22 protein-coding genes are annotated in these 23,312 nt (G+C 59.1%); 12 read left to right on the top strand and 10 right to left on the bottom strand.

The window, feature by feature from the left end:
- Positions 1 to 300 precede the first annotated feature (300 nt).
- Complete coding sequence (locus tag QQK63_RS17560; protein ID WP_277822049.1) at positions 301 to 966, bottom strand: TetR/AcrR family transcriptional regulator; 666 nt, start codon at positions 964 to 966, stop codon at positions 301 to 303.
- 147 nt (positions 967 to 1,113) lie between these two features.
- On the opposite strand from QQK63_RS17560, the gene QQK63_RS17555 reads away from it, so the two are divergent.
- The 9 genes from QQK63_RS17555 (at position 1,114) to QQK63_RS17515 (ending at position 10,644) form a co-directional block, all read left to right on the top strand.
- Positions 1,114 to 1,977: a shikimate dehydrogenase gene (locus QQK63_RS17555; protein WP_277822051.1), complete on the top strand. Its 864-nt coding sequence runs from the start codon at positions 1,114 to 1,116 to the stop codon at positions 1,975 to 1,977.
- A 52-nt stretch (positions 1,978 to 2,029) separates the two neighbouring features.
- Positions 2,030 to 3,043, top strand: a complete 1,014-nt coding sequence (locus QQK63_RS17550) for a DctP family TRAP transporter solute-binding subunit (protein WP_277822053.1) — start codon at positions 2,030 to 2,032, stop codon at positions 3,041 to 3,043.
- A gap of 64 nt (positions 3,044 to 3,107) precedes the next feature.
- Positions 3,108 to 3,626, top strand: coding sequence for a TRAP transporter small permease (locus QQK63_RS17545; protein ID WP_277822055.1), 519 nt, complete (start codon positions 3,108 to 3,110; stop codon positions 3,624 to 3,626).
- Between the two features lie 4 nt (positions 3,627 to 3,630).
- Positions 3,631 to 4,905, top strand: coding sequence for a TRAP transporter large permease (locus tag QQK63_RS17540; protein WP_277822057.1), 1,275 nt, complete (start codon positions 3,631 to 3,633; stop codon positions 4,903 to 4,905).
- Positions 4,906 to 4,909: 4 nt separating this feature from the next.
- On the top strand, positions 4,910 to 6,838 hold the full coding sequence (locus tag QQK63_RS17535) for a bifunctional sugar phosphate isomerase/epimerase/4-hydroxyphenylpyruvate dioxygenase family protein (protein WP_277822078.1): 1,929 nt from the start codon (positions 4,910 to 4,912) through the stop codon (positions 6,836 to 6,838).
- A gap of 121 nt (positions 6,839 to 6,959) precedes the next feature.
- Positions 6,960 to 7,265 carry a hypothetical protein gene (locus tag QQK63_RS17530; RefSeq protein WP_277822059.1) on the top strand — a complete coding sequence of 102 codons (306 nt, stop codon included), beginning with the start codon at positions 6,960 to 6,962 and terminating at the stop codon, positions 7,263 to 7,265.
- A 645-nt stretch (positions 7,266 to 7,910) separates the two neighbouring features.
- Positions 7,911 to 8,942 (top strand): IS1595 family transposase, encoded by a 1,032-nt coding sequence (locus QQK63_RS17525; protein WP_277822061.1) that lies wholly within the window; start codon positions 7,911 to 7,913, stop codon positions 8,940 to 8,942.
- A 161-nt stretch (positions 8,943 to 9,103) separates the two neighbouring features.
- Positions 9,104 to 9,415 carry a helix-turn-helix domain-containing protein gene (locus tag QQK63_RS17520; protein ID WP_277822063.1) on the top strand — a complete coding sequence of 104 codons (312 nt, stop codon included), beginning with the start codon at positions 9,104 to 9,106 and terminating at the stop codon, positions 9,413 to 9,415.
- 2 nt (positions 9,416 to 9,417) lie between these two features.
- The gene (locus tag QQK63_RS17515; RefSeq protein WP_277822065.1) at positions 9,418 to 10,644 is read left to right on the top strand and encodes a type II toxin-antitoxin system HipA family toxin; all 1,227 of its coding nucleotides are present in this window, start codon (positions 9,418 to 9,420) and stop codon (positions 10,642 to 10,644) included.
- A gap of 401 nt (positions 10,645 to 11,045) precedes the next feature.
- Here QQK63_RS17515 and QQK63_RS17510 read toward each other — a convergent pair whose 3' ends face one another.
- The 4 genes from QQK63_RS17510 to QQK63_RS17495 all read right to left on the bottom strand — a co-directional run bounded on the left by QQK63_RS17510 (position 11,046) and on the right by QQK63_RS17495 (position 16,280).
- Positions 11,046 to 11,555 carry a GGDEF domain-containing protein gene (locus tag QQK63_RS17510; RefSeq protein ID WP_277822079.1) on the bottom strand — a complete coding sequence of 170 codons (510 nt, stop codon included), beginning with the start codon at positions 11,553 to 11,555 and terminating at the stop codon, positions 11,046 to 11,048.
- On the bottom strand, positions 11,446 to 12,429 hold the full coding sequence (locus tag QQK63_RS17505) for a PAS domain-containing protein (protein ID WP_277822067.1): 984 nt from the start codon (positions 12,427 to 12,429) through the stop codon (positions 11,446 to 11,448). The genes QQK63_RS17510 and QQK63_RS17505 overlap by 110 nt, the downstream gene beginning before the upstream one ends.
- A 654-nt stretch (positions 12,430 to 13,083) precedes the next feature.
- Positions 13,084 to 15,189 carry an EAL domain-containing protein gene (locus QQK63_RS17500; protein WP_277822070.1) on the bottom strand — a complete coding sequence of 702 codons (2,106 nt, stop codon included), beginning with the start codon at positions 15,187 to 15,189 and terminating at the stop codon, positions 13,084 to 13,086.
- A 407-nt stretch (positions 15,190 to 15,596) separates the two neighbouring features.
- The gene (locus tag QQK63_RS17495; protein WP_277822072.1) at positions 15,597 to 16,280 is read right to left on the bottom strand and encodes a FadR/GntR family transcriptional regulator; all 684 of its coding nucleotides are present in this window, start codon (positions 16,278 to 16,280) and stop codon (positions 15,597 to 15,599) included.
- 82 nt (positions 16,281 to 16,362) lie between these two features.
- Between QQK63_RS17495 and QQK63_RS17490 the strand changes: the two genes are divergently transcribed.
- Positions 16,363 to 17,115 (top strand): sulfite exporter TauE/SafE family protein, encoded by a 753-nt coding sequence (locus tag QQK63_RS17490; protein WP_277822074.1) that lies wholly within the window; start codon positions 16,363 to 16,365, stop codon positions 17,113 to 17,115.
- Between the two features lie 35 nt (positions 17,116 to 17,150).
- On the opposite strand, the gene QQK63_RS17485 is transcribed toward QQK63_RS17490, so the two are convergent.
- Positions 17,151 to 18,104 (bottom strand): DMT family transporter, encoded by a 954-nt coding sequence (locus QQK63_RS17485; protein WP_277822076.1) that lies wholly within the window; start codon positions 18,102 to 18,104, stop codon positions 17,151 to 17,153.
- Positions 18,105 to 18,754: 650 nt separating this feature from the next.
- A complete protein-coding gene (locus QQK63_RS17765; RefSeq protein ID WP_377135893.1) occupies positions 18,755 to 18,964 on the bottom strand; it encodes an HNH endonuclease in 210 nt (69 codons plus the stop codon).
- Between the two features lie 191 nt (positions 18,965 to 19,155).
- Between QQK63_RS17765 and QQK63_RS17480 the strand changes: the two genes are divergently transcribed.
- Positions 19,156 to 20,571, top strand: coding sequence for a primase-helicase family protein (locus QQK63_RS17480; protein WP_284283257.1), 1,416 nt, complete (start codon positions 19,156 to 19,158; stop codon positions 20,569 to 20,571).
- Positions 20,568 to 20,930: an HNH endonuclease gene (locus tag QQK63_RS17760; protein WP_431312822.1), complete on the top strand. Its 363-nt coding sequence runs from the start codon at positions 20,568 to 20,570 to the stop codon at positions 20,928 to 20,930. The genes QQK63_RS17480 and QQK63_RS17760 overlap by 4 nt, the downstream gene beginning before the upstream one ends.
- Before the next feature lie 486 nt (positions 20,931 to 21,416).
- Here the strand turns inward: QQK63_RS17760 and QQK63_RS17475 are convergent, their stop codons facing one another.
- The 3 genes from QQK63_RS17475 to QQK63_RS17465 form a co-directional block, all read right to left on the bottom strand.
- The gene (locus QQK63_RS17475) at positions 21,417 to 21,593 is read right to left on the bottom strand and encodes a hypothetical protein (RefSeq protein WP_277822043.1); all 177 of its coding nucleotides are present in this window, start codon (positions 21,591 to 21,593) and stop codon (positions 21,417 to 21,419) included.
- Complete coding sequence (locus QQK63_RS17470) at positions 21,590 to 22,900, bottom strand: DUF6538 domain-containing protein (RefSeq protein ID WP_277822045.1); 1,311 nt, start codon at positions 22,898 to 22,900, stop codon at positions 21,590 to 21,592. Before QQK63_RS17470 ends, QQK63_RS17475 begins: the two co-directional genes overlap by 4 nt.
- Before the next feature lie 58 nt (positions 22,901 to 22,958).
- Positions 22,959 to 23,312 (bottom strand): hypothetical protein (locus tag QQK63_RS17465; protein ID WP_284283256.1); only part of this gene is annotated, 354 nt, incomplete at its 5' end.

Genomic DNA, 23,312 nt, shown 5'->3' with positions numbered 1-23,312 from the left:
CGCCGATGACTACAAGCGTCGAAGGGTCGTGTTTGGTCGCGGTTGTCATCGTTGCTCCTCCTCCTTGGCGGTGACCCTCAGAGGCTATCACCGCGGGTGAAGCAGTCGGCACATCCCATTAGCGGACGGTCGTTCGCGGATAACGTCGCGTGTGCCCCGCGCCACAAACGGACGCGCGGCCATCATAGAAGGTCTCTTCCAATCAGAAAGATCCTTGTGGTTTTTCTTGCGCAAGCGCCGCTTTTCATCAGGGTTTAGCGACAGTTCTCGAACAAAGTGGGAACTCATTCATGGCCACTTCTAATCGTTCAAGACCGCTCCAAGCACGGCTCGAACCGCCTGCTGCTTGAGCAGCATCTGCCCCTCATCGTCCGCGAGCCGCTCTCCAAAAACCTTGGTGAAGGTCGAACGGTTCGAGACGTTGAAGAAACTGAGAGCACTGATCTGCCAGTGGACCGACAACGGGTCGATATCGTGGCGGAACAGCCCCTCGGTCTTGCCGCGGGCGATGACCCGCTCAAGGCTGGCTATAACGCCCTTGTTAAGGTTGCGTATGGCTTTCGAATTCTCGAGAAAACGGGCTTTGTGGATGTTCTCGATCATGACGAGGCGGATGAAATCCTCGTTCTGTCGGTGGTGGTCAAAGGTGAACTCGACCAAGCGCCGGAGCGCGTCTACCGGACCCAACCCTTCGAGGTCCAGCGCGGCCTCCTGTGTGCGAACGCTGCGGTAGGCCTCTTCGAGGCTGCGCAAGTACAGCCCCTCCTTGTCGCCGAAATAGTAATAGATCATCCGCTTCGACGTTTGTGTCCGCGCAGCAATCTCCTCGACCCTGGCGCCCGATAGACCGTTGCGCGCGAAAACCTCCAGAGCCACCCGCAAAATATCTGCCTGAACCGCTTCGGGGTTCTGTTTCCAACCCGAGCGGCGCGGCCTGTCATTCTTGGTGTTCGGTGCGCACTCCATGTGGCTCCCCGCCTCGTCCTTCGTTGATCCTATACAATTAACCGTTCAGTTCAATTTCCTTGACCGAATTAACCGTGGCGAACATTATCCTTCTCAAGAGATGAGTCGGTTGGGGAAGGGAGCCCCTGCCGCATCGGGAGGGGATCCATGCAGCACGACACCGTGCCGTCACGTCAACGCGTCGTGCGCGCAGGTCTCGTTGGCCGTGGCATCGGAGCGTCGCGTACGCCTGCCATGCATATGGCAGAAGGGGCCGCGCTGGGGATTGCCTACGACTACACGCGCTTTGACATGGACGAGCGTCCGGACACGCTGGCCCAGGTCTTGGCAGAGGCAGAGGCTGAAGGGTTCGCCGGGGTGAACGTGACCTTTCCCTACAAGGTTGAGGTGACCCAGCTCCTGGATACGCTCTCGGAGAATGCAAAGGCACTCGGTGCGGTTAACACGATCGTCTTTCGCGACGGTCACCGACACGGGCACAACACCGACATGTGGGGCTTCGCCGAAAGCTTCCGGCAGAGCATGGTTGGCGCGCGCACCGGCGAGGTGCTGCTGCTTGGCGCAGGCGGTGCCGGAATGGCGGTCGGGCATGCGCTTTTGTCGCTTGGCGTGGGGATACTCTGGGTTCACGACACCGACGAAATGCGGGCCATCGCATTGGCTGGTGATCTTGCGGACCGTTTCGGCGTGGGGAAGGCAAGGGTCGCGCTGGACCTTGCGGAGCTTGCAGTCCGTATAGACGGCGTCGTGAATGCCACACCGGTCGGCATGGACAAACTGCCTGGCTGCGCGTTTCCACCAGCACTGTTGCGACCCGATCTCTGGGTCGCGGACATCGTGTATTTTCCGCTCGAAACCGCCCTCTTGGCCGCAGCCCGCGCCGCCGGATGCCGGGTTTTGCCCGGTTCCGGCATGGCAGTGTTCCAGGCGGTGCGCGCGTTCGAGCTGATCACCGGCCTTGCGCCAGATCCCGCGCGCATGCGGGCGACATTCGAATCCTTCGGCTCATGACAAGGCCGAGGGTTGCTTTCATCCGGACAACCAAACGCAAAGGGAGGAAACCATGCGTATCACACTGAAGGCTTTGGCCACCGCCGCCGCCACTGCGGCAGCCCTAACCGCAACGGCCGCCTCGGCGCAGCAGACCATTCGCTTCGCCCATGTCGACCCCGCCGACTGGCAAAGCTCCAAGAAGGGCGCGGCGGCCGAGATCTTCCGCGCCATTGTCGAGGGTGAGACCGATCTGACGGTCGAGATCTTCCCCGCCGGCGCGCTCGGAAACGAGGACGACCTCGTCGCGCAAGCGCAGGACGGCATCACACAGGTGGTCATGGTTTCGGGCGCCATGTCGCGGGCCTGCCCGGCGGCTTCGGTGCTCGATATTCCCTACAGCTTTCCCTCGGCGCCTGTAGCATGGGAGGTTCTCGACGGGCCCTTCGGCGACGCGCTTGCTGACCATTGCCTCGAGCAGACCGGGCTCCGGACGCTCGCCTACGGCGAGACCGGCTTCCGCAATTTCACCAACAGCGTCCGCGAAATCCGCACGCCCGCCGACATGGCAGGTCTGCGCTTCCGCGTGCAGCCGATCCCGCTCTATGTCGAAATGGTCGAGGCCCTGGGCGGCGAGCCGACGCCAATCGCATGGACCGAGCTGCCGAACGCGCTGGCCACCGGCGTCGTGGACGGTCAGGAAAACCCGGTCGGCGTGATCTACAACAACGGCCTGCATCAGTTGCAGCAGTACATGATCCTGGACGGGCACGTGTATGCCGCCGATTTCCTTATCATCAACGATGACTTCTTCCAGTCTTTGACACCCGCCGAACAGGAAGTGGTCAGCCGCGCCGCGATCGTCGCGGGCAACATGGGTCGGTCGATCCAGCAATGGTCCACAGCGCAAGGCGTGAACGCGGTGCAGGCCGAGGGCATGCAGGTCTATTCGCCGACCTCGGAGGAGCTGGCGATGTTCCGTGACGCGGCACAGCCTGCTGTCCGCGACTGGCTGGCTGGCGAATTGGGAGATGAGGCGGTCTGGATCGAGCAGCTCGAGGCTGCCGTCGCGTCTGCCACCGAGTAAGACCCGCTGCAGGCGGCGCTGTCGCGTCGCCTGCCCCCCAGCGCGTTGCCATAGGAGGCCGACGATGGCCAGGATCGACCGGATCGCGCAAGCCATCTTTGCTGCCGTTGCAGCGACCATGATGGCGCTTGTGTTCTTGATTATCTTCGTGAATTCGGTGCGCCGTTACACGACCGGCGAGTCCATACCATGGGGTGAAGAAGCCCCAGTCTATCTTGCTATATACGGCGTGATGTTCGGCGTGGGCCTTGCGTACCTGCAGGACCGCCACATCCGCTTCACCGTGCTGACCGACATGCTGGCCGAACGCCTGCGCAGGCGATTGTTCGCAGCCATGGACCTCGCCACGGCGGCGACAGGGGCGATGCTGCTCTGGTCCGGCATCGCCTTCGCCGCGCGCCGCCCCGACCGCACCGCCTCGGGCCTGATCGGTTCTGCCCGCGATCTGGCCGAGGCGACTGGCCTGCCCGCCCTTGAATGGCTGGGACGGATGGGAACTTGGCAATCGGCCATCGCGCTCGGTGGCGCGATCCTCATGATCGCGGCGCTGATCCGCTTCGCCCTGCGCTTGAGGGAGGTGTGAGGCCTTGGCCTACGTCATCCTGATCATCGGCCTTGTCCTCGGGCTGCCCATCGCCTTTGCCATCCTTGCGGCAATGGGGTGGTTCATGGCCACCGGAGAGGCACCTTACCACATCCGCATCGTGGCAACCGAAATGTTCTCGGGCCTCGGCTCTTACGCGCTGCTGGCCATCCCGCTCTTCATCCTCGCAGGCGAATTGATGAACGAGAGCGGCATCACCCGCCGCATCATCGCGTTTGCCAACGTGCTGGTGGGCGGGTTCCGCGCAGGGCTGGCCCATGTGAACATCTGGGCCTCGGTGATCTTCGCAGGGCTGTCGGGCTCGGCCGTGGCCGACACCTCGGCAATAGGTCGCGTCTTCATTCCCGAGATGGAAAAGCATGGCTATGATCGAAGTTTTGCAGCAGCACTGACGGCCGCATCGTCGGTGATCGGGCCGATCATCCCACCCTCTATCCCGGTCATCATCTATGCGCTGATCGTCTCGGGTGTTTCGGTTCCTGGGCTTTTCCTTGCCGGCATCATCCCTGGCCTCATGCTGGCCGTTTTCCTCTCGGCCTATGTCGCGCTGACCGTCAAAGTCGAGCACATCACCCCAGATTTAGACCTGTCGGGCCCCAGCCCGCGCGAAGCCATACTTGGCGGCATCCTGCCGCTTCTCATGCCGGTCTTTGTCGTCGGCTCGATCCTGCTTGGAGTCGTCACCCCGACCGAGGCAGCAAGCTTTGCAGTTGCCTATGCGCTGGTGCTGGGGATGGCCGTCTACCGGAAGATCACGCTGGCCAGCCTACCACGCATTTTCGGTGACGCGATGCGCGACAGTGCCGTGATCCTGGTCATCATCGCCGCCGTAGCCGCCGCGAACTGGGTGCTGACCTACAACCGCGTGCCGAACATGCTGACCGACTGGGTGCTTGGCACGGTCGACAGCCAGACCATGTTCCTGATCGCGGTGATCCTTCTGTTCCTCTTCGTGGGCCTTTTCCTCGAAGGGATCGCTGCGATGCTGGTGCTGGTGCCCATCCTTCATCCCATCGCGGTTTCTCTCGGCGTGGATCCGGTGCATTTCGGGATCATCGTGATCTTCAACCTGATGATCGGCCTAATCACCCCGCCGCTCGGCCTGTGCCTCTTCGTGGCTGAGGGCATCGCCAAGGTCGGCATGGCGCGGCTCACCCGCGCGATCCTGCCCTTCTTCCTCGTCGAGGTGTTGGTGCTGGTGATCCTGACCTTCGTCCCCGGCATCGTGACCTTCCTGCCACGCCTTTTTGGGTTCTGACATGATGAAAACCGGTATCGCTACTGTCTCGATCTCCGGCACGCTCGAGGAAAAGATCGAGGCAATCGCTGCAGCAGGATTTTCCGGCATCGAGATCTTCGAGCAAGATTTCATCGCCGACGACCGTAGCCCACGCGAGGTGGCCGCGCGCGTCCGCGAGGCAGGACTGGACCTGATGCTGTTCCAGCCTTTCCGTGACTTCGAGGGTTTGCCTGCTCCTCTGCGCGCCCGTGCTTTTGATCGGGCCGAGCGAAAGTTCGACCTGATGCAGGAGCTCGGTTGCGACCTGATGCTGGTCTGTTCCAGCGTCCATCCCGAGGCGATGGGCGGGATCGATCGCGCAGCGCAGGATTTCGCGGAACTGGGCGAAAGAGCGGCCAGGCGCGGCTTGCGGATAGGCTACGAGGCGTTGGCCTGGGGGCGGCACGTGAACGACCACCGTGACGCGTGGGAGGTGGTGCGCCGAGCCGATCACCCCTCCATCGGCCTCATTCTGGACAGTTTTCATACGCTGGCGCGCCGCATCGACCCAGACACGATCCGCCGCATTCCGGGGGACCGGATATTCTTCGTCCAGCTGGCCGATGCCCCTGCCATCGAGATGGACCTGCTCTACTGGTCGCGCCATTTCCGTAACATGCCGGGCGAAGGCGATCTCGACATTACCGGCTTCATGCGCGCGGTGATGGCGACGGGTTATGCCGGGCCCATCAGTCTCGAGATCTTCAATGACCAGTTCCGTGGCGGGCCAAGCCGCACGATTGCTGGGGACGGCTATCGCTCGCTCGTTGCGCTGATGGACGACGTCCGGCGCGCCGAGCCGGAGGCGCACGTCGACCTGCCCACTTTCCCTGCCCGTACCACGGTTGAGGGTACGGCCTTCCTCGAGTTCGCCGCGCAGGGCGAGGACAAGTCCGCGCTTGAAAGACTGCTCGCCACCTTGGGGTTCCGGCGCACCGCGAGCCATGTCTCGAAGTCCCTAACTCTCTGGACGCAGGGTAAAATCCGCATAGCCGTCAATGCCGAGACGACAGGCCATGCCCACAGCGCGTGGGTCGCGCGCGGCACCACGGTGTGCGACATTGGTTTGAATGTATCCTCTGCGGCGGAGACCTTGGCGCGCGCGCAGGCGCTCGGAGCCGAGAGCTTCCGCCAACCGCTTGGCCCAGGACAGCTCGACATTCCAGCGATCCGTGGGCTCGGTGGCAGTGTACTGCACTTTCTTGATCAGACTTCCGGCCTCGCCGATGTTTGGTCGGTGGAATTCCAGGCGCAAGAGGACGATCCTGCACCCGATGCCGGCCTGCTCCACGTCGATCACATTGCGCAGACGATGAGCTATGACGAGATGCTCAGCTGGTCGCTGTTCTACACGACCCTCTTTGACATGCACAAAACGCCCATGGTCGATGTGATCGACCCCGACGGGCTTGTTCGCAGCCAGGCTCTTTCATCGCCTGACGGCCGCTTCCGCATTACGCTCAATGGCGCGGAGACCCATCGGACGCTTGCAGGAGGCTTCTTGGCAGAAAGCTTCGGTGCGTCGGTTCAACATGTGGCCTTTGCCACTGGCGATATATTCGCAACCGCTACGACCCTATCGACTGTCGGCTTCGAGGCACTACCGATCCCGAGCAACTATTACGCGGATCTCGCCGCAAGGTTCGACCTCGACGTCGGCCTACTGGATCGGATGCGCGCGGCCAATATTCTCTTCGACGTTGACGAGCATGGCGCGTTCTTCCAGCTTTATTCGCGCCCTTTTGCGGGAGGCATGTTCTTCGAGGTCCTGCAGAGGGAGGGAGGAGCCTATGCCGGCTACGGCGCTCCCAACGCTCCGTTCCGTATTGCGGCGCAAAAGCGGCTGATGCGGCCAAAAGGCATTCCACGTATCAAGCGGGAAATAGAACGCAAGAAGCCGAGCGACATATGAATGACCGGTATGGGGAGGCGCATTTCAGCATCGGGAGGGTAATGAGCGACCGCTTTGGGCCGATAGGGGCCCTGGCCGCGGACTCCGATCGCAACCTGACGCGGGGCAAAAGAATCCGAAAATGGTTTCCGTCTTCGGCAAACGACCCGATCTCCTGACCACAAGAATGGAGACCGTTATGAACTACGAGCAAACAATGACACTGAAAGAAGTCGAATACGAACTGATCGAATGGGCAGGCAGTGATGAGGAGGGGGAAGACCCCCCGGCATGCCTTGCCCATTGGGATCTGGACGAAGAGCAGCTCGCGATCATCAAGGAGGCTTGTGCTGTCCCCCACGCGGCGGCGAGCGTTGCCAACGCGATGTGGTGCGTCACTCACCGGGAAGGGCTCTCGTCGATTGCCGAGGTGCTGCGGACTTACTGATGACAACGTTGGGTCCGGAAGCGCGATACTTGTTCCTCGGCTTCGATATCGGCTCATTCCGTGTCCTGCCTGGTTACCTATTGCGCTTAAACGTATGACTGAAATGCGGGCAACGACCGCAGCATCAAGGCTGGCTTCTGGATGTCTCCTTTGGGCCGGGCACAGCGGTGGCAAGGCCCAGTTGCATCCCGGTGTCGATGCTGCGACGCAGCTGGACGCGGGGAGCCCTTCTCGGACCTTCTTGTTCAGCGCAGCATTCGACAAAAGGACGGAAATCGGACAGTCGCTGCGGCCCGAGCAAGGGTCAGTTCATTCAGAGTAGCGGACGTCGCGGAGCATTGATGTAAGTGCTCGGCTTTCGCCGCAACCGCGACGGCAGCTGCAGGAGCGTGGCAACCAGAAACTCCGGACTTATCAAGAACCTCCAAAAAAGAGAGGTGAAATCCACCCCCACTCGAAGATTATCAAAACCTGCAATCAAAAACCCGCTTATCCACAATAAAAAGTAGCGAATATTGCAAGGTGTTGGTGTAACTTAGGTTTTCCGCGCTTTTGCCGTATTTTGCGCGATTCTCCCGGTTTTTTCTTCGTCAAACAGCCTACGAGCCAACATTGCTCGCCTGGCGGAACGAACGGAGAGCATTGATGATCACCGAACTGAAGTCGATCCCGGACATCTGGAAGAGAATGCCGAGCGAGATGCACGCGCGACGCTTCCTGGAGAATATCATATGGTCAACTGGCAGGCACTGCCCGCACTGCGGGTCGGTGGCTTCGTCGCCGCTACGAGGCAAGACATGCCGCCCTGGGCTCTACCAGTGTCGTGATTGCCGTCTCCAGTTCACTGTCACCACACTGACCCCGATGCATAGCACCAAGCTCGACTTGCGTGTCTGGATTTCCGCGATGTTCCTGGTGCTGACATCGAGCAAGGGGATCTCTTCGGTCGTGATGGCGCGGCTACTTGGCGTGAACCAGAAGACCGCCTGGAAAATGGGGCATGCGATCCGAGAGATGATGGACGACCGGAATGGTGAGCTGCTGCCTCTGGAGGACATCGTCGAGGTCGATGAGGCCTATGTGGGAGGAGCACCGAAGTCTCTGTCAGGTGCCTACAACAAAAGGGGAAAGGGCACAGCAAAGCCGATGATCTTCGTCGCGGCCTCTCGCGACGGACAGGCGCGCGCCAGGGTCGTTTCTGATGACAAACGGACCACGCTCGAGCCGGTTCTTCTGGAATGGGTCGATCCGGCGACGACCAGTCTAATGACCGATGGCAGCAAGAGCTACATCGGACTCGGAAAGACCATGGCCGACCATCAGTCTGTGATCCATAGCCAGAAAGAATACGCCAATCCAGAGACCGGCGCGCACGTGAACACGGCCGAGGCGGTGATCTCCCAAGTGCAACGTGCCCTGGTCGGGGTCTACCACAATCTTGGAAGGCAGCACCTTCAGCGATACCTCGACGAGATTGTCTGGCGGTGGAACCACCGTGAGCCCGTTCGGGAAGTGGTCAAGCAATGGACCACGAGAGCCGGCGTTGCACGAGAGAAATCGACAACAATCTGGCGTCCGATGCCAGTGGTTGACCAGATGTGCGTCCTCCTACAGGGCGCGGTCGGCAAGCAAGTCCGCCGCTCGAAGGAATACGGCCTATGCAGGCCGTTATGCTGATGCATTCCGTTCCGTGGGACATACAGAGCACGCATTGCTGCGATCCCAAAGAACGGAATGCGTCATCGCGTGCGGGGCACCAGGTCTACTTCCTTCTTGCCCCAAGATTACGACCAATATAGTATCCATAATAGAAAAAAAGCCAAATAACGGATATCATAATGACCCTTACGCTTAACCTCGACACGCCGTCCGAGATGCAGGATCGGGTTCGCGCGGCTGCTCGCGATCGCCGGCTCGCACTTGGGCTAACTCAGAGCGACCTGGCCACGCGGTCCGGAGTTCCTCTGGCGACCCTAAAAGTCTTCGAGCAGAAGGGGAAGATCAGCCTCGCCGGCCTGCTCGCCCTCGCCGACGCGCTCGACGCCATCGCTGGCTTCGGCACCCTGTTCCCGGCTGTCGAGGCGACTCGTCTCGATGATCTCGACAAGCCAACGACGCGACAGCGCGCTCGCACCCGCAGGAGTTCGTAACCATGGCCCGCCGTCTTCGCGTCGATATCGCCTTCGACTCGGACGATGTCCGCCCCGTGGGACAGATCGCTTGGGATTCCACCCGCCGCTCCGCTGCGGTCGAATGGGACCCCTCTTTCGTCGCAGCCCCGCTCCCGATCTCGCCCTACCACATCAAGACGCTGGCCGGGCTCTATCGCACCGGCAATACGGCCGCCTTCGAAGGCCTGCCCGGAGTCTTCGGCGACTCGCTCCCTGACGGCTGGGGACGGATGCTCATCGACCGCGAACTCGAGCGCCGCGGCAGCGGCCGCACCGCCATCACCCCGGTTGACCGTCTGGCGATCGTCGGCACCCACGGCATGGGCGCCCTCATCTATCGTCCAGAAGAGCGAGTGGTCGGCCCGAACAGCGTCGACCTCGAGTGGTTCGCCGATCTCGCGACCAGCATGGCCGAAGACGCTTCCGTGGAGGACCTCCGCAAGGCCCGCGCGGCGGCCGGCGGCTCTGCCGGCGCCCGGCCGAAACTCGTGGCCCTGCTCGATGTGGAGACCGGCCGCGTGCGCGATCATCGGCGAACCCCGGAGCGCGGCGAACGGCAGGTGCTGATCAAGCACCGGGCGACAACCGACAGCCCGACCGCTATCGAAGAGGAAGAGGCCTACGCGAGGATGGCGCGGGCGGCCGGTATCACCATGCCCTGGACGATGGTGCTGCGCTCTGGGCGCGGCGATGCTTTCTTTGCCGTTGAGCGCTTTGACCGCAGAGGCGCCGGACGGGTGCATATGCATACCGCCGCCGGCATGCTCGACGTCGACTTCCGCCAGCCGTCCACCGATTACGAGAACCTGCATAAGCTGGTGCGTTGGACCACCCGACATGCTGGAGATCAAGACGAAATGTTCCGCAGGATGGCCTTCAACGTCCTCGCCCACAATCGGGATGATCACCTGAAGAACCACGCCTTCCTGATGGACGCTGGGGGCGGTTGGCGCTTGTCGCCGGCCTACGACGTCAGCTTCTCCGACGGGCCCGGCGGCGAGCACCATCTCGCCATCGCCGGAGAGGGGCGCCGGCCCGGCAGGAAGCATGTAGAGGCAGTCGGGCAGGCGCTCGGGATGAAACCCGCAGCGATCGCCGCGCTCATTGATCCGGTTCGCGCCGCCATCGCCGACTGGCCGCGACACGCAGACGCCGCCGGAGTTCCGTCGCGGCGCGCCAAGCAGATCGCCGGCTACTTCGCCATGTAAAGCCGGGTTGCGAGACACCGGTGTTACCCTCCCTCCGCACATTCAGGTGCCGACCGGGCGTTTCCGTCGCACGGGACTTGTGGCAAATGCTTTGGGTCCTACACTCCCCGTGCCCGTGTCACCGTTGTCAGGTGGGCGCCATTGCGCTGCTGGATGGGGATCGTCATCCGAGAAGCTTTGCTCGGATGGACCCGGTTCTGGGCTGCCTGAAAAGCAAACCCCCAACTCGCCTTGGGACGCCTGTCATGGACGGCGTGCCCCGCTGAACGGAATGCGTCATTGTGATGCTGCCGCTTTCTTTGGTGGATAAGCGGGATCAAAAATGGTTAGCGCCTTACTAAAAAACAAATTCGATTCACGGTAGAATTAAAATGCAGCGGCCACATCAGCCCCCACGGAGATTATGAGATCTCCCCCCTTGAAAAGGCCATTCCAAGAGCGAACACTTCAAAAGCACTTCCTTTCGTCTTTTTTGCCATGTAGAGCGCTAAATCCGCACGCTTGAGCAAGTCATCGGCGTTATCTGCGTCATGCGGATAAGACGCTATTCCTGCACTTGCGGCAACCTTAATGATATGCCCATCAAACTCAATTTTTTTCTCAATTTCCATCATGATCTTCGAAATCTTTTTCTTTTTGTCAAAACTGTCACTTGTATTGCTAAAAAATAGAGCAAATTCGTCGCCGCCCAATCGGGCAACAATATCCGTCTTGCGGGTGTGCCGTGAGAGAACAGAAGCCACAGATTTCAACACAGCGTCTCCGGCAGCATGTCCGTATCGATCGTTAATCATCTTGAAATCATCTAAGTCGAGCAGCACGAGTGTACTTTGCCCGCCCTGACGCTCGTGCACATTGATGCTGTGTCCAACGTGGTTGCTGAAAGCCGTACGATTGGCAACACCCGTCAAGGGGTCTGACAGCGCAAGCTCGCGCATTTTTGTTTTCTGCGCTCTTCTGCTTTGTGATGTCTTGCGCCGTTCCTTGAAGGGCAACCTTTTCGATTCCATTTTCTTCATCAAACACAACCTCGCCATGCACCCGCATCCAACCCAAACCACCGTCTGCACTCACCGTTTGCAGCTCCAGGTCGTATGGCTTTCCAGACTCAATTGTATTAGCGACAGCATTTTTAAGCTTATTCCAGCTCCTTGAGGTGAAAAGCCTTTCATGCTCAGTAAACGGAGGGGGTGGAAGAGAGCAGTCAAACCCAAATATATCGTATAGAGCCTTCGTCCAGGTAACTTCATTAGTTTTAAGATCGAGATACCAACTCCCAACCTTTGCCATGCGCTGTGCTTCGATCAGCCTATATTCGTTGATCTTAAGCCGTTGGTTTGCCAGTTTCAGCTCCTCTTTTTGAAGATCAAGCTGTGCTTTCTGTTGCTCAAGCAACTTTTCTGTATTCTTTTTTTCTGTGATATCACGCTGGATAGATACCCAGTAATGGACCCACCCACTTTCGTCAGAAACAGGCCCAATACTGAGATCCACCCAAAATTCTGTGCCATCCTTTCGATAATTCAGTATCTCTTCACGAACTGGCTTCCAAAGCCTCAGGCTCTCGCTCATGCGCCGAATGGTGTGTGGGTCACTGTTCGGCCCTTGGAAAATACTTGGGGATTTGCCGATGATCTCTTCGACGCGGTGGCCCGTTTGTTCCTCAAACGCTTCGTTCGCGTAGACGATAAGATGCTCAGGTCGATCTGGTCTCCCAGCGTCGGTGACCACAATGGCATCAGTTGTGTATAAGTGGAGCGACTGTAGTACGGCTTCGAGCTTCATACAGCATTCCCCCCAAAACATTGCTTTTACGGCGGCTATCACAAAACCGTTAAATGCCAAAGCGTCGTGTGTGCCAAACGACCTCTATGGTCGTGAGGATAGTTAGGTGTGAGCGAATGGGCTGGGTCAGCCAGTGTGTCGTTCCAGTCATCGGCCACCAGAGGGGCATCTCATAATCCGTGGTCACACGGCGTCTGAATGGCAGCTTCGGAGCTGAGCACGACAGGCCATCGTGACGGAAGGGCAGCAGTCATTCACTGCATCTGCAATAGTTCATGACCGCGGCACTTGAGGCAGGCACTCAGATCGACCTGGCCATGAACCCATGGCTTCCGTGTCGCAAGTCCGGTCAGAGCCTAACGTCCCTGTGCTTCGCGTTGCACGTATGCCATCTGCTACTGATCGTAATGCCATCGAAGCAAGACGTTTCGTCCCCCTCCATGGTCACGCCGAAATGTCCGATCGAAACGGCGGCCAGTTCAGCAACGGAATAAGATTAATGACAAAGCCCGCTGCCCTTTTCGGCGCCATAAGTCTTACAAGTTTTTCAGTACGTGCCATTGCAAAAGGATGAGGGCAGAACGCACCAACCACCCAAAGTAGATTCATGAACCAATCACAATTTCCCATATGTTTTGAGATTTATATAATTACTTATGCCAAAGTGAGAGAATGCCAAGCCTTATTTTTCTTCCAACTCAACAACCATTCAGCAAGTGCAGATTCGGGCATCGGTTTCGCAATTCCAAAGCCCTGTGCATAATTGCAGCCAATAGCCAAAAGCGCCTTGGCATGTTCAATAGTCTCAACCCCTTCAGCAATGACATCTCTCTTAAACGATTTGGACAGATTTACCACGCTTTCGACGATCGCTCTGTCGTCCTCACTCTTCAGCATGTCACGGATGAAGCTTTGATCAATTTTAATCATGGTCGCAGGAAGATACTTTAGATAAGTCAGTGAAGAGTAGCCGGTTCCAAAATCATCAATCGAGAAGCGTACGCCGATCTGACCACAAGCTGTAATGATTTCAGAAACCTGAGTGACGTTGACCAGCGAGCTGTGCTCAAGTATCTCAATTTCGAGGCTGCTTGGGCTAACGTCAGGATGTGCCCTCAGTAAATCGCCAAGTCGTTCTACAAAATCCCGTTGCGTAAGATGGTATGGGCTTATATTCACACTCACTGGTAGCTCTATGCCATTTTTTTGCCACCGCGAGACTTGGTTCAGTGCAGCTTCTATTACCCACTCTCCCACCTCGACGCTGATCTTGTGATCTTCGATCTGAGGTAGGAAATCAAGCGGGGCCAGCAATCCACGTTCTGGATGCTGCCATCGAATGAGAGCTTCAACGCCGATGACTGCGCCTGTACGCAAATTTACTTTTGGATGATAAAACAAAACAAGCTCTTTGTTGATTAGAGCTTTTCGTAACTCGGCTATGCGTTGGGTATAGACCAAGATCGTATTTTCATGGTCCGCATCAAAGAAATGAAACTGGTTCTTTCCCGCGCGCTTTGACGCGTACATCGCCTGCTCTGCATGGCGCAAGAGTTCACCGATACCCACATTATCGAGGGGATACCAGGTTGCTCCAATACTTGCGGTGCTTTTTATCTCCGCACCATCGATTTTTAACGGCTCTGCAACAAGCGCGAGAATGTCATTAACTTCCTTTTCTGCATCTTCAATGCCACCTACTATCTGTAAGGCGATGCAAAAGTCATCACCACCTAACCGCGCAAATATCGCGGTTTCGGGAAGCGCTCTCTGTAAGCGCGCTGATTGTGCAATGAGAACTTGATCGGCAACGTCGGACCCATATACTCTATTAATAGACTTAAAGTTGTCCAAATTGAGAGCGACAATAAGAGTTGACATGCCTTGTTTGTTTGCTTCCGAAATGGAGTAGCTAAGCAACATTTCAAGCAGGTTTTTGTTCATTAATCCGGTCAAAGGATCATAATAAGCCAGTCTTTCAAGCCGCTTCTCAGCCTGCTTTCTTTGTGTAATATCAGTCCGAATACTGACATATTCAACCGGTTTACCCCTATCGTCCAGTCTTGGCACGATTGTTGTCTTTACCCAGTAATCTGTTCCGTCCTTTCTTTTGTTTTGGATCTCACCATGCCAAGGCTTGCCATTAGAAATCGTTTGCCACAGATCATCAAAGAAATGAGCTGGATGATTGCCTGATTTGATAATTCGGTGATTCTGTCCAATCAGCTCTTCCGCTGAATACCCAGTGACTTCACAAAATTTCTGGTTGACCTCTTTAATACGCCCAGAGATCGTCGCAACGCTCACAATGGCATGTTCATCCAGCGCATATTTTTGAAATGCCAACATGTCGTTTTGGGCGAGAAGTTTTTCTTGCGCGACAATGGAATCCGTCACGTCTCGTTGGATCGACACCCAGAATTTAACAATTCCAGCTTCATCTGAAACGGGCACCATGTTCATGTCTACCCAAAATTCCGAACCATCTTTACGATAATTCAGAAGGACTTCGCGAACCGGCTTCCAACGTTTTAGTTGCTCTCCCATCCGACGTATTACTTCAGGGTCGGATCCAGGTCCTTGTAGAATTCGCGGGTTTTTACCGATTAATTCCTCAGCACCGTAGCCCGAATGATGCTCAAATGCTTCGTTTGCAAAAACGATGAGGGGGCCAGGGCTATCGAGTGGCTCAGCTTCAGTAATTAATATTGCGTCTCGTGTGTAGAGATGAAGTGACCGCAACACGCTTTCCAACTTCATCCAAAATATCCCTAAATTTGATCCAGCGTTTTGTTTTGATCCACCTAATTGTCAGTCGTGCAAATAACATAGCTCCTGAGGTAGTGACACAAGATCCTTACGCTCTAACGTCACATTTAGATAGTAATATTTGAACAACCATTGATCGGCTATCAAAAATATTTACTTCGTTCAGCGCTCTTTGCCTCAGACAAGACGCTTGCGGCATGGTTGGGTGTGCTTTCAGAAAGTTGCACGGCAGTACGTCAACATTGTCGACAGTGCGGTTTGGGCCGTTTGCTTTCCTCATCGCGCCGACAAGCTTATTGCGATCTGAATTCCCGTTTGGCGGCCTTCATCTGAGATCACTCCGCATACATGCTGCGGTCCGCGACCGGCGCGGTGCCCGCCACCATCATCTTAGGTGATCAGTCCCGGCTTCCCGACATATCCGCACTGATCGTTTCGAGGTGCAGTTTCATGAAGGATGATGCTGCTTCCGCGTCGTGTCTTTCGATCGCATCGACAATCCCTTCATGCTGATCGCTGTGAAGGGTCTGAAACGCATGCGTTCCGATGCGCCGGTAGGTGCGTTCCCATTCCCGTTGCCAGGCGACCCGGCGGCGAACCCCAGAAAGGTAGTTTAGGAAGCCCGAAAGGATCGGGTTTCCCGAGATCTGCGCCAGCGTGCGATGGAACGCGTCGTCAGCCTGTTCGCAGGCGGCCCGGTCCCTGGCCCTGCGCCCGTCGCCGACCTTCTCACGCAACAGCGCCACATCGCTGGCCTCGGCGAGACATGCGGCCTCGGCAGCAACCAGCGGTTCAAGCAACATGCGGGCCTGCATGACGTCGGGCGGGGTCGCGCCCTCGATCAGCAGCGTGTCGCGCACAGGCAGGTGGCGCGGCCGCGATCCGCAAAAGGTACCCTGACCGACATGGCGCCAGATCTTGCCGTCCTTTTCCAGCGTCGCGAGGCACGATCGGAGGGTCTGCCGCGAGCAGCCGAGCTTCTCTGCGATGTCACGTTCAGACGGCAGCCGTTCTCCCGGTGCCAGGTCGTCCAGCATCCTGAGCATTTTGGGCTGGATGTCTGTCGCCGACCATCTTGGCATTGATATCTCCTTTGCGGACCAATTTGCAGACCAATCAGGAAAGACGCAATGACCGGCGCACACCAGAAGCGGAGCTTGCGCCATGACGACCGACCTTCTCTTGCTCTGCCTCGCCGGGACGGCTGCAGGCCTGCTCAATGCCGTGGCGGGCGGCGGGACTTTCCTGAGCCTGCCGGCGCTCATCTATCTCGGTGTGCCCCCCGTCGCCGCGAACGCGACCGCGACGCTGAGCGCACTGCCCGGATACCTGAGCAGCGCATGGGGCTTCCGTGGCGACATGCGCGCCGAAGGGGCGCTGGGGTTCATGGCCATCCTCGGCCTGGCGGCCTTCGGCAGCATCCTCGGCGCGCTCCTGCTGATCGTGACGCCGGGCGAGACATTCCTCTGGATCGTGCCGTGGCTCCTGTTGCTGGCGACCGCGCTTTTCGCAGCCGGCCCGGTGCTGGTGAAGATGTTGCAACGGCGCGGGAGCGGTGCGGCCGGTCCGATCTTGTCCGGTACCGCGATCCTCGCCGTGTCGGTCTATGGCGGGTATTTCAACGGTGGCCTTGGGATCATGCTGCTGGCCACGTTCGGCCTGTTAGGACACATGGATCTGCACGGCATGAACGGGTTGAAGAACGTGCTCTCTGCCTTGCTATCGCTGGTCTCGGCTGGCGCGTTCGTCTGGGCCGGGCTGATCGTCTGGGAGCAGGCCGCCGTCATGGCTCTTAGCGCGATGGTGGGCGGCTATGCCGGCGCTCGGCTCAGCCGCCAGATCGTGCGCACTGATCTCCTACGTGGATTCATCACGTTGGTCGGAGCATCGATGACGGTGGCGTTCTTCGTCCTGTAGCGGAGCGGGCGGCTGTCAGCCGCCCGGCCAATGATTTAGCGCCCGCCACGCCGCCGGCGCGGGACATGGGCATCGCGGCGCCGCTCCCGGTGGACGATGTAGGCACCCGAGCCGAGGATGATCGCGACGCCCAGCCAGGTGAGCCAGTCCGGGAATTCCGAAAACACGAGGAACCCGGCAGCTGTTGCTCCGACTATCTCCAGATACTGGAACGGCGCCAGCGTCGTGGCCTCGGCATGGCGAAACGCCTCGGCAATCAGCACGTAGCTCGCTGCAGCGAACGCCCCGCAGCCGACGATTGCGCCCCACGTCCACGCGGGCCGCGTAAGGGGGGTCAGTTCGACCAAACCGGCGGCGTTTAGGGCGCCCACGACACAGACCATGCCAAGCGCGGCGTAGACCGTCGCTCCGCATTGCACCGTGAGACCCGAGCGTGTCGCGCAGGCACGGCGCAAAACGATCATGTTCAGCGCGTAGGCCGTGGTGGCAACGAGCGGCAGCAGTGTCGCCAGACCAAACTCGGAGAAGCCCGGCCGGATCACGATCAGTGCGCCTACCAGTCCGACGCCAACGGCAGCGTAGCGGCGCAGCCCTGCGACCTCTCCCAACAGCGGGCCGGCCAGCAGCGTCAGGATCAATGGCTCGGCGAAGAAGATCGCGATGGCCGTTGCGATCGGCATGACGGAGAACGCCGTCACAAGGCTCGTCAGGGTGATCATGACCAGCAGCCCAGAGAGCGCGACGACCGGCGAGAACATAGCGCCGCGCAGCCTGTGGCGCAGCAGGACCACAATGGGCACGAGGCAGAGCCCTTGGGCAATCAGGCGCCACATCGTCACTTCGATCGGCCCCATGACGCCGGTCAGGATCTTGGCGAAGGTATCGCCGACCGGAAGCAGCAGCATGGCAAGGGCCATGAAGACCATGCCGATGTTCGTGGTCGACCAGACGGGCGCGGCGGCGCGGTTCAAGTTAAGAGCCTGACTCATGGCATCACCTCACAACGATGGTTCCCGCAGCGCAGTGCGGAAGACACGTCCGGGCGTTCAGAACGATTTTTGGGGAATCGCGAAAGGCTCAGCTGCCGTGACGCCATCACGTCGGCTTCAGAACGCGGTTAGTTAACCGGGATGGGCCTGTCAACGCTTTGTCCACGCAGGTGGAGAGGCATCCGGAGGCAAGACGCAATTCGTTTCACGTTTATAGTTCGGCCATACACAGAAGACCTGACACTCTCCCAGCGATGGCCAAGACATCCTCGAGTGTGGCTGTGCGACATCACCAGCATGCATTGTCAGGCACAGCAGATCATCCTCCATACGAACGGCGCAGCTCGAGCGAGATCTGGCGTGCCGCCACGCGGGACCAAGGGCCCGGACTGCAGTCGACAAAATCGAGACCGCTGGCACGTCGTGCGTCACGAGCGTGATTTCCGAGCCGTTTAGCTTGACACCATATTCTCCGATTGCTTATATTTCTAAATATAATGAAATACTTAGGACGGTTTCCTACCACCCCAGCCAGTTCCAACCCGATCAGAGAGCCAAGGCCTTGAGGGCTGTGAGAGGCCCTAGAAGGCCCCACAAAGGGGCCCCCGGGTGTTGCGGGTGTTTCGACCCTCAGATGGACGGAGGCAGGCTCACAGGAGCCACCCGTCGATCCCATTGGCCCAGTACTCCCAGTCGTCGTGCTTGTTGTCCGCCCGGGTCCCCAGTTCAAGGTGGTCGGGGTTGATACAGCGACGGTTATGGCACCGGTGTCGGACCACCTCATCAGCCGCCGCCGGGGTCCTCGTAGCCAGACAGTAGACGAACCGATACGCTGGGACCTGCCGCCCTCGGAACCTCACCCGCCGAGGGGTCCGAGTGGCCGTTTGGAGGCTTTTCGGGCAGATTCCTAAGTCATTGATTTCATGAGATTCCCTTCCAGGGGACGTTAGAGCTATATTGAACGCGATTTCGGGCCCTGGCCAAACGCCGCGTTTCGATGGCCTCCGAGGCTTCCTCAGAGCCTATATTTCATAACCAACATGAGAGTTTCATGATCAATGAACACAACGATTTACGCCCTGTCGCGGGCCCCGCTGAACTAACCGAACTTGAAATCATCGATGAAGTCGCTGGCCTCATCAGTTCGTGGTTCGTCCGAAAGGATCAGAAGTACTTCGACATCGACCTACCCGATACGCCACTGTCCAAGGCCGATATCGAGCGCATCAGCTTGTTCCGGCTTTATGAGCGCTACGGGCCCAACTACCTGAACCGCGAGACGCTCAGTCGTGCCTTCCGGAAGGCTATCGACGAGCGGCACGCAGACCACCGCCTGTCGATCCCAGTATGGTCCGGGGAGCGGGTGTGCCAGCCCGGGGATATGAACCGGGTTATCTGGGTTAACGGTTACGTCCATCTCAACACTTGGCGATCGCCGTCCTACAGGCAGCTGGTCGCGGACGTGGAGCCTGACTACGGAGTGGCCGCCGAGTTCTTCGAGTGGCTGCTGCCTAGAGAAGTCGAGCGAAACGTCTTCCTCGACTGGCTGGCATGGTGCCTCCAACACGAGGACGACAAGCCGATGTGGGCTCCCTTCCTCTACTCGAAGACCAAGGGATCGGGAAAGAGCACCGCGTGCCAGTTGGCCGTCCGGTTGTTCGGAGAAGACAATACCGTCACCCAGAACAGCGTCGACAAGCTCGTCGCGAGGTTCAACCTCCCGTTGCTTCATGCCAAGCTCGTGATCTCGGAAGAACTGAAACTGAGACCAGACTCTTCGCAAGGCAACACCCTTAAGACGTATATCACGGAGCGAAGCACCGTCGCTGAACACAAGGGGCGAGAAGCCAAGCAGGTCCGCCAGTCTTGTTGTTTCCTGTTCACAACGAACCATCTGCCGCTGTGGATCGAGCCAGATGACCGCCGCTACTACGTCATTGAGGTGGACCACGACGGCCACGCTGCAGGACCTCGCGCTGCTGCCTTCTCCGGCCTCGTCGAACGCCTTCACCGGATGCTTGACGACGACCGCGCTGTCGCCGCCCTCTATCGCGCCCTTCTTGAACGCCAGCTAGGGGATGACTTCAACGCAAAGTCTCTGAACGTGGAACGCTTCGCCACAGACGTCATGAGACGCATCCATGGGGCGTCGCGGCAGACCACGATTGACCAACTGGAGGAGTTCCTAGACGCCCGCCGGTTGCACGCGATACCCGAGGGCAACGTCGCAAAGGTCGTCCATGAACAACTCAAGACCAATCTCAATTCGACCAAGCATCTGATGTCTGAGCTTGGCTGGACCAAGTCGAAGGTCAAGTGGGGTGGTGTTGACTACAGTCGCGCTATCTGGGTCCGCCCCGGTTTCAGCATCGAAGGCGGGGTCCTCTTCGGCGATGACAGAACTCAGGAACCTTTGGTTGATCACCTCACAAAGCTGGATCCCGCTCCGCTGGGGTTCGACGTATGATGCGCCTGATGGATGACTCGGAAGTCTGGTGGCAGTCAGTCCTTGAACACCACTATGAGGAGGCCCATTCGAGGGCTAACTCTCTGTTTGCCGATACCGTTCAGTCAGCAGACGGGTGCCTCCAAACGGCCACTCGGACCCCTCGGCGGGTGAGGTTCCGAGGGCGGCAGGTCCCAGCGTATCGGTTCGTCTACTGTCTGGCTACGAGGACCCCGGCGGCGGCTGATGAGGTGGTCCGACACCGGTGCCATAACCGTCGCTGTATCAACCCCGACCACCTTGAACTGGGGACCCGGGCGGACAACAAGCACGACGACTGGGAGTACTGGGCCAATGGGATCGACGGGTGGCTCCTGTGAGCCTGCCTCCGTCCATCTGAGGGTCGAGACACCCGCAACACCCGGGGGGGCCCTTTGTGGGGCCTTCTAGGGCCTCTCACAGCCCTCAGGTGCTTGGCTCTCTGATCGGGTTGGAACTGGCTGGGGTGGTAGGAGCCCTTTACTGTTGTTGTTCCTTCTCACCTTTTCCTCTGCCCCCCTAGCCTCTGGGGCGGTTACTGGGGCAATCAGGGTGCCTCGGGTGCCGTTTCGAGGGCTCTGGTGGCGGCACGGTCACGGGGCCGTCTGAAGGCCCGCCCGCTCACAGTCTGGCAGGAAGCCCCGGACGCGTCGCTCTGACGGTCTGATCGCGCCTCTGCCGTCAACCGAGCCATGTCGCAGGCGTAGTCTTCAGCGGTCCCGTCGGGGTACCCATTGTTCCTTGTCCTTGGTCAACCTCACCGGAGAGACAACGATGAAAAAAGAAAAAGGGAAGAAGGCCCCCCGGCGTTGCCGCCGGAGGGTTGGTTATGGTCGTCCTGAACGGATCACGTAGTCAGCCAGCACTTCCCAGTAGTGGTGCCGGTCCCGGTAGCCTTGAGCCCGGGCCGCGAGGTCTTCCGCCTCTTCCCTGGACAGCCCACCGTCGTACTCAGCGATGGCCGCCCGCTCCTCGAAGGCGTCGATGTCAGGCAGGCGGTTCATTCCGGCAACCGGATCGCGTCGATGATCCCCCGCTTCTGCTCGTCGCTGATACCTGCCGAGTAGATCGAGTAGGTCAGCCGGTTCTCCGACCGGGCCGACTGGTGGCCGACTAGGGACGCGGTGAAGTGCTCAGGAACGCCCGCCCGTTCGCACTGGGTGATGAACCACTTCCGGGTGGAGTGAAACACCAGCCCGGGACGGTCGAGACCCAGCTGCCCTCGAAGTGTCGAAAACCGCTTGGTGACGATCGATACCTTGAGATCAGGGAACAACGGGCCTTCTGCCGGTAACAGCGACAGTCGGTCCTGAAGCACACCATGGAGCGGCACCACCCGTTCCGAGGCGTCCGTCTTCAGCCCACGCAACCGATTAGGACGAACAAGAGCGAACACCCCGAGGTTGCCCTTGTTGACTAGGTCTTCTCTCAGCAGGCCCACGGCCTCCCCTGCTCTCATTCCTGTCAGGAGGCAGAACAGCAGCACCAAGTGGAGGGAATGGTCAGGGTCAGACAGCAGACGGCGAACTTCGTCGTTAGTCGGCACCGCGTAGGGCGCTGGGCGCACCCGCTGCTCGATCCCTACTGACGCGAAGGGGTTGGCCGCGATATGGCCTTCCTTGACCGCCCAGCGCAGGAAGCAAGACACCTGCGAGACAATCCGCTTCTGGGTCCTGACCGAGATCACCGACCCTTGGCGCTCGGAGAACCGGATCAACCCGTCCATGTCGAGGTTCCGGGACTGGCGGGACTTGCCAATCGTCGGAGCAAGCCGGGTCACCTGCTCAACGAACCGCTTCCCGTCCGCAGGGGACAGAAGACAGGCAGGCTTGGTCCCATGGACAGAGACGAACAGCCCGATGGAGTAACGAACGCTCTTGTAGCCCCCGGGCTGAAGCTCCCGAGCCCGTTTGCGGAGATACTCTTGGGCCAGATCTCCGACCTTGCGCCGTGACACGAACCGGCTTGGGTCGGGCTGGAACGCGATGGCCGGAAGGGCGGCCCGTTCGACGTCAAAGGCGGCCCGTAAGGTCTTTGCTGCCTGACGCCAAACATCGTCAGCGCTGGCGGGTTCCGAACGCTCGGCAAGGAGCTCCAGCGAGGCTTTCCCTGTTGCTCTTGTCTTCCCGACGATCTGGTCGAACCGGGCGTTAACCTCCGAGGCACGAGACCGGGCAATCCGGGGGTCACTGGTCCGGAGTGACTGTTTTAGGGCTTGCGTTCCAAGGATGAACCGAACGTCTGCGGGGTAGTTCCGGCGGAACATCCAAGTCTGGTCTTTCAGGTAGGCATACTTGATCTTGATAGACATGCGTCCTCCTTCCCGGAGCCTGACGGTCCGGGGTGATCTGGTTGGCGATGTGAGGGGGTCAGGAGCGGAGCGCGACGATCAGGTCGAACTCAGGCTCCCCGTACTGGCCCGCGAGGGGACCGGTGAGGGCAGTGCCGGTGACGTGATCGTCTTCGACCGTCTCTACCTCGAAGTCGTGTTCGGGAACGTCGTCGAAGGCCGCGATGCGGACGACCGCACGTAACCGCCCGGTTGGCACCGCCTGCCGGATTTCAGCGTGAGGCTCTAAGACACGTGCATAACGACGTCGTTTGCGACGTCTCTTATGTGCGGAGGGGCTATGCGGGGCGAGGTTCTGGGTGTTGAGCGCCGCCGGCGTTGGGACGACGAGGCAAAGCTGGCGATCGTGAGCGCGGTTGGGATCGGCGGCGCG

The organism is Roseicyclus marinus (assembly GCF_030163795.1).
Classification (GTDB): Bacteria; Pseudomonadota; Alphaproteobacteria; order Rhodobacterales; family Rhodobacteraceae; genus Roseicyclus; species Roseicyclus marinus.
Note: the sequence above shows the minus strand (reverse complement) of the source record. Positions and strands in the feature narration are given on the sequence as shown.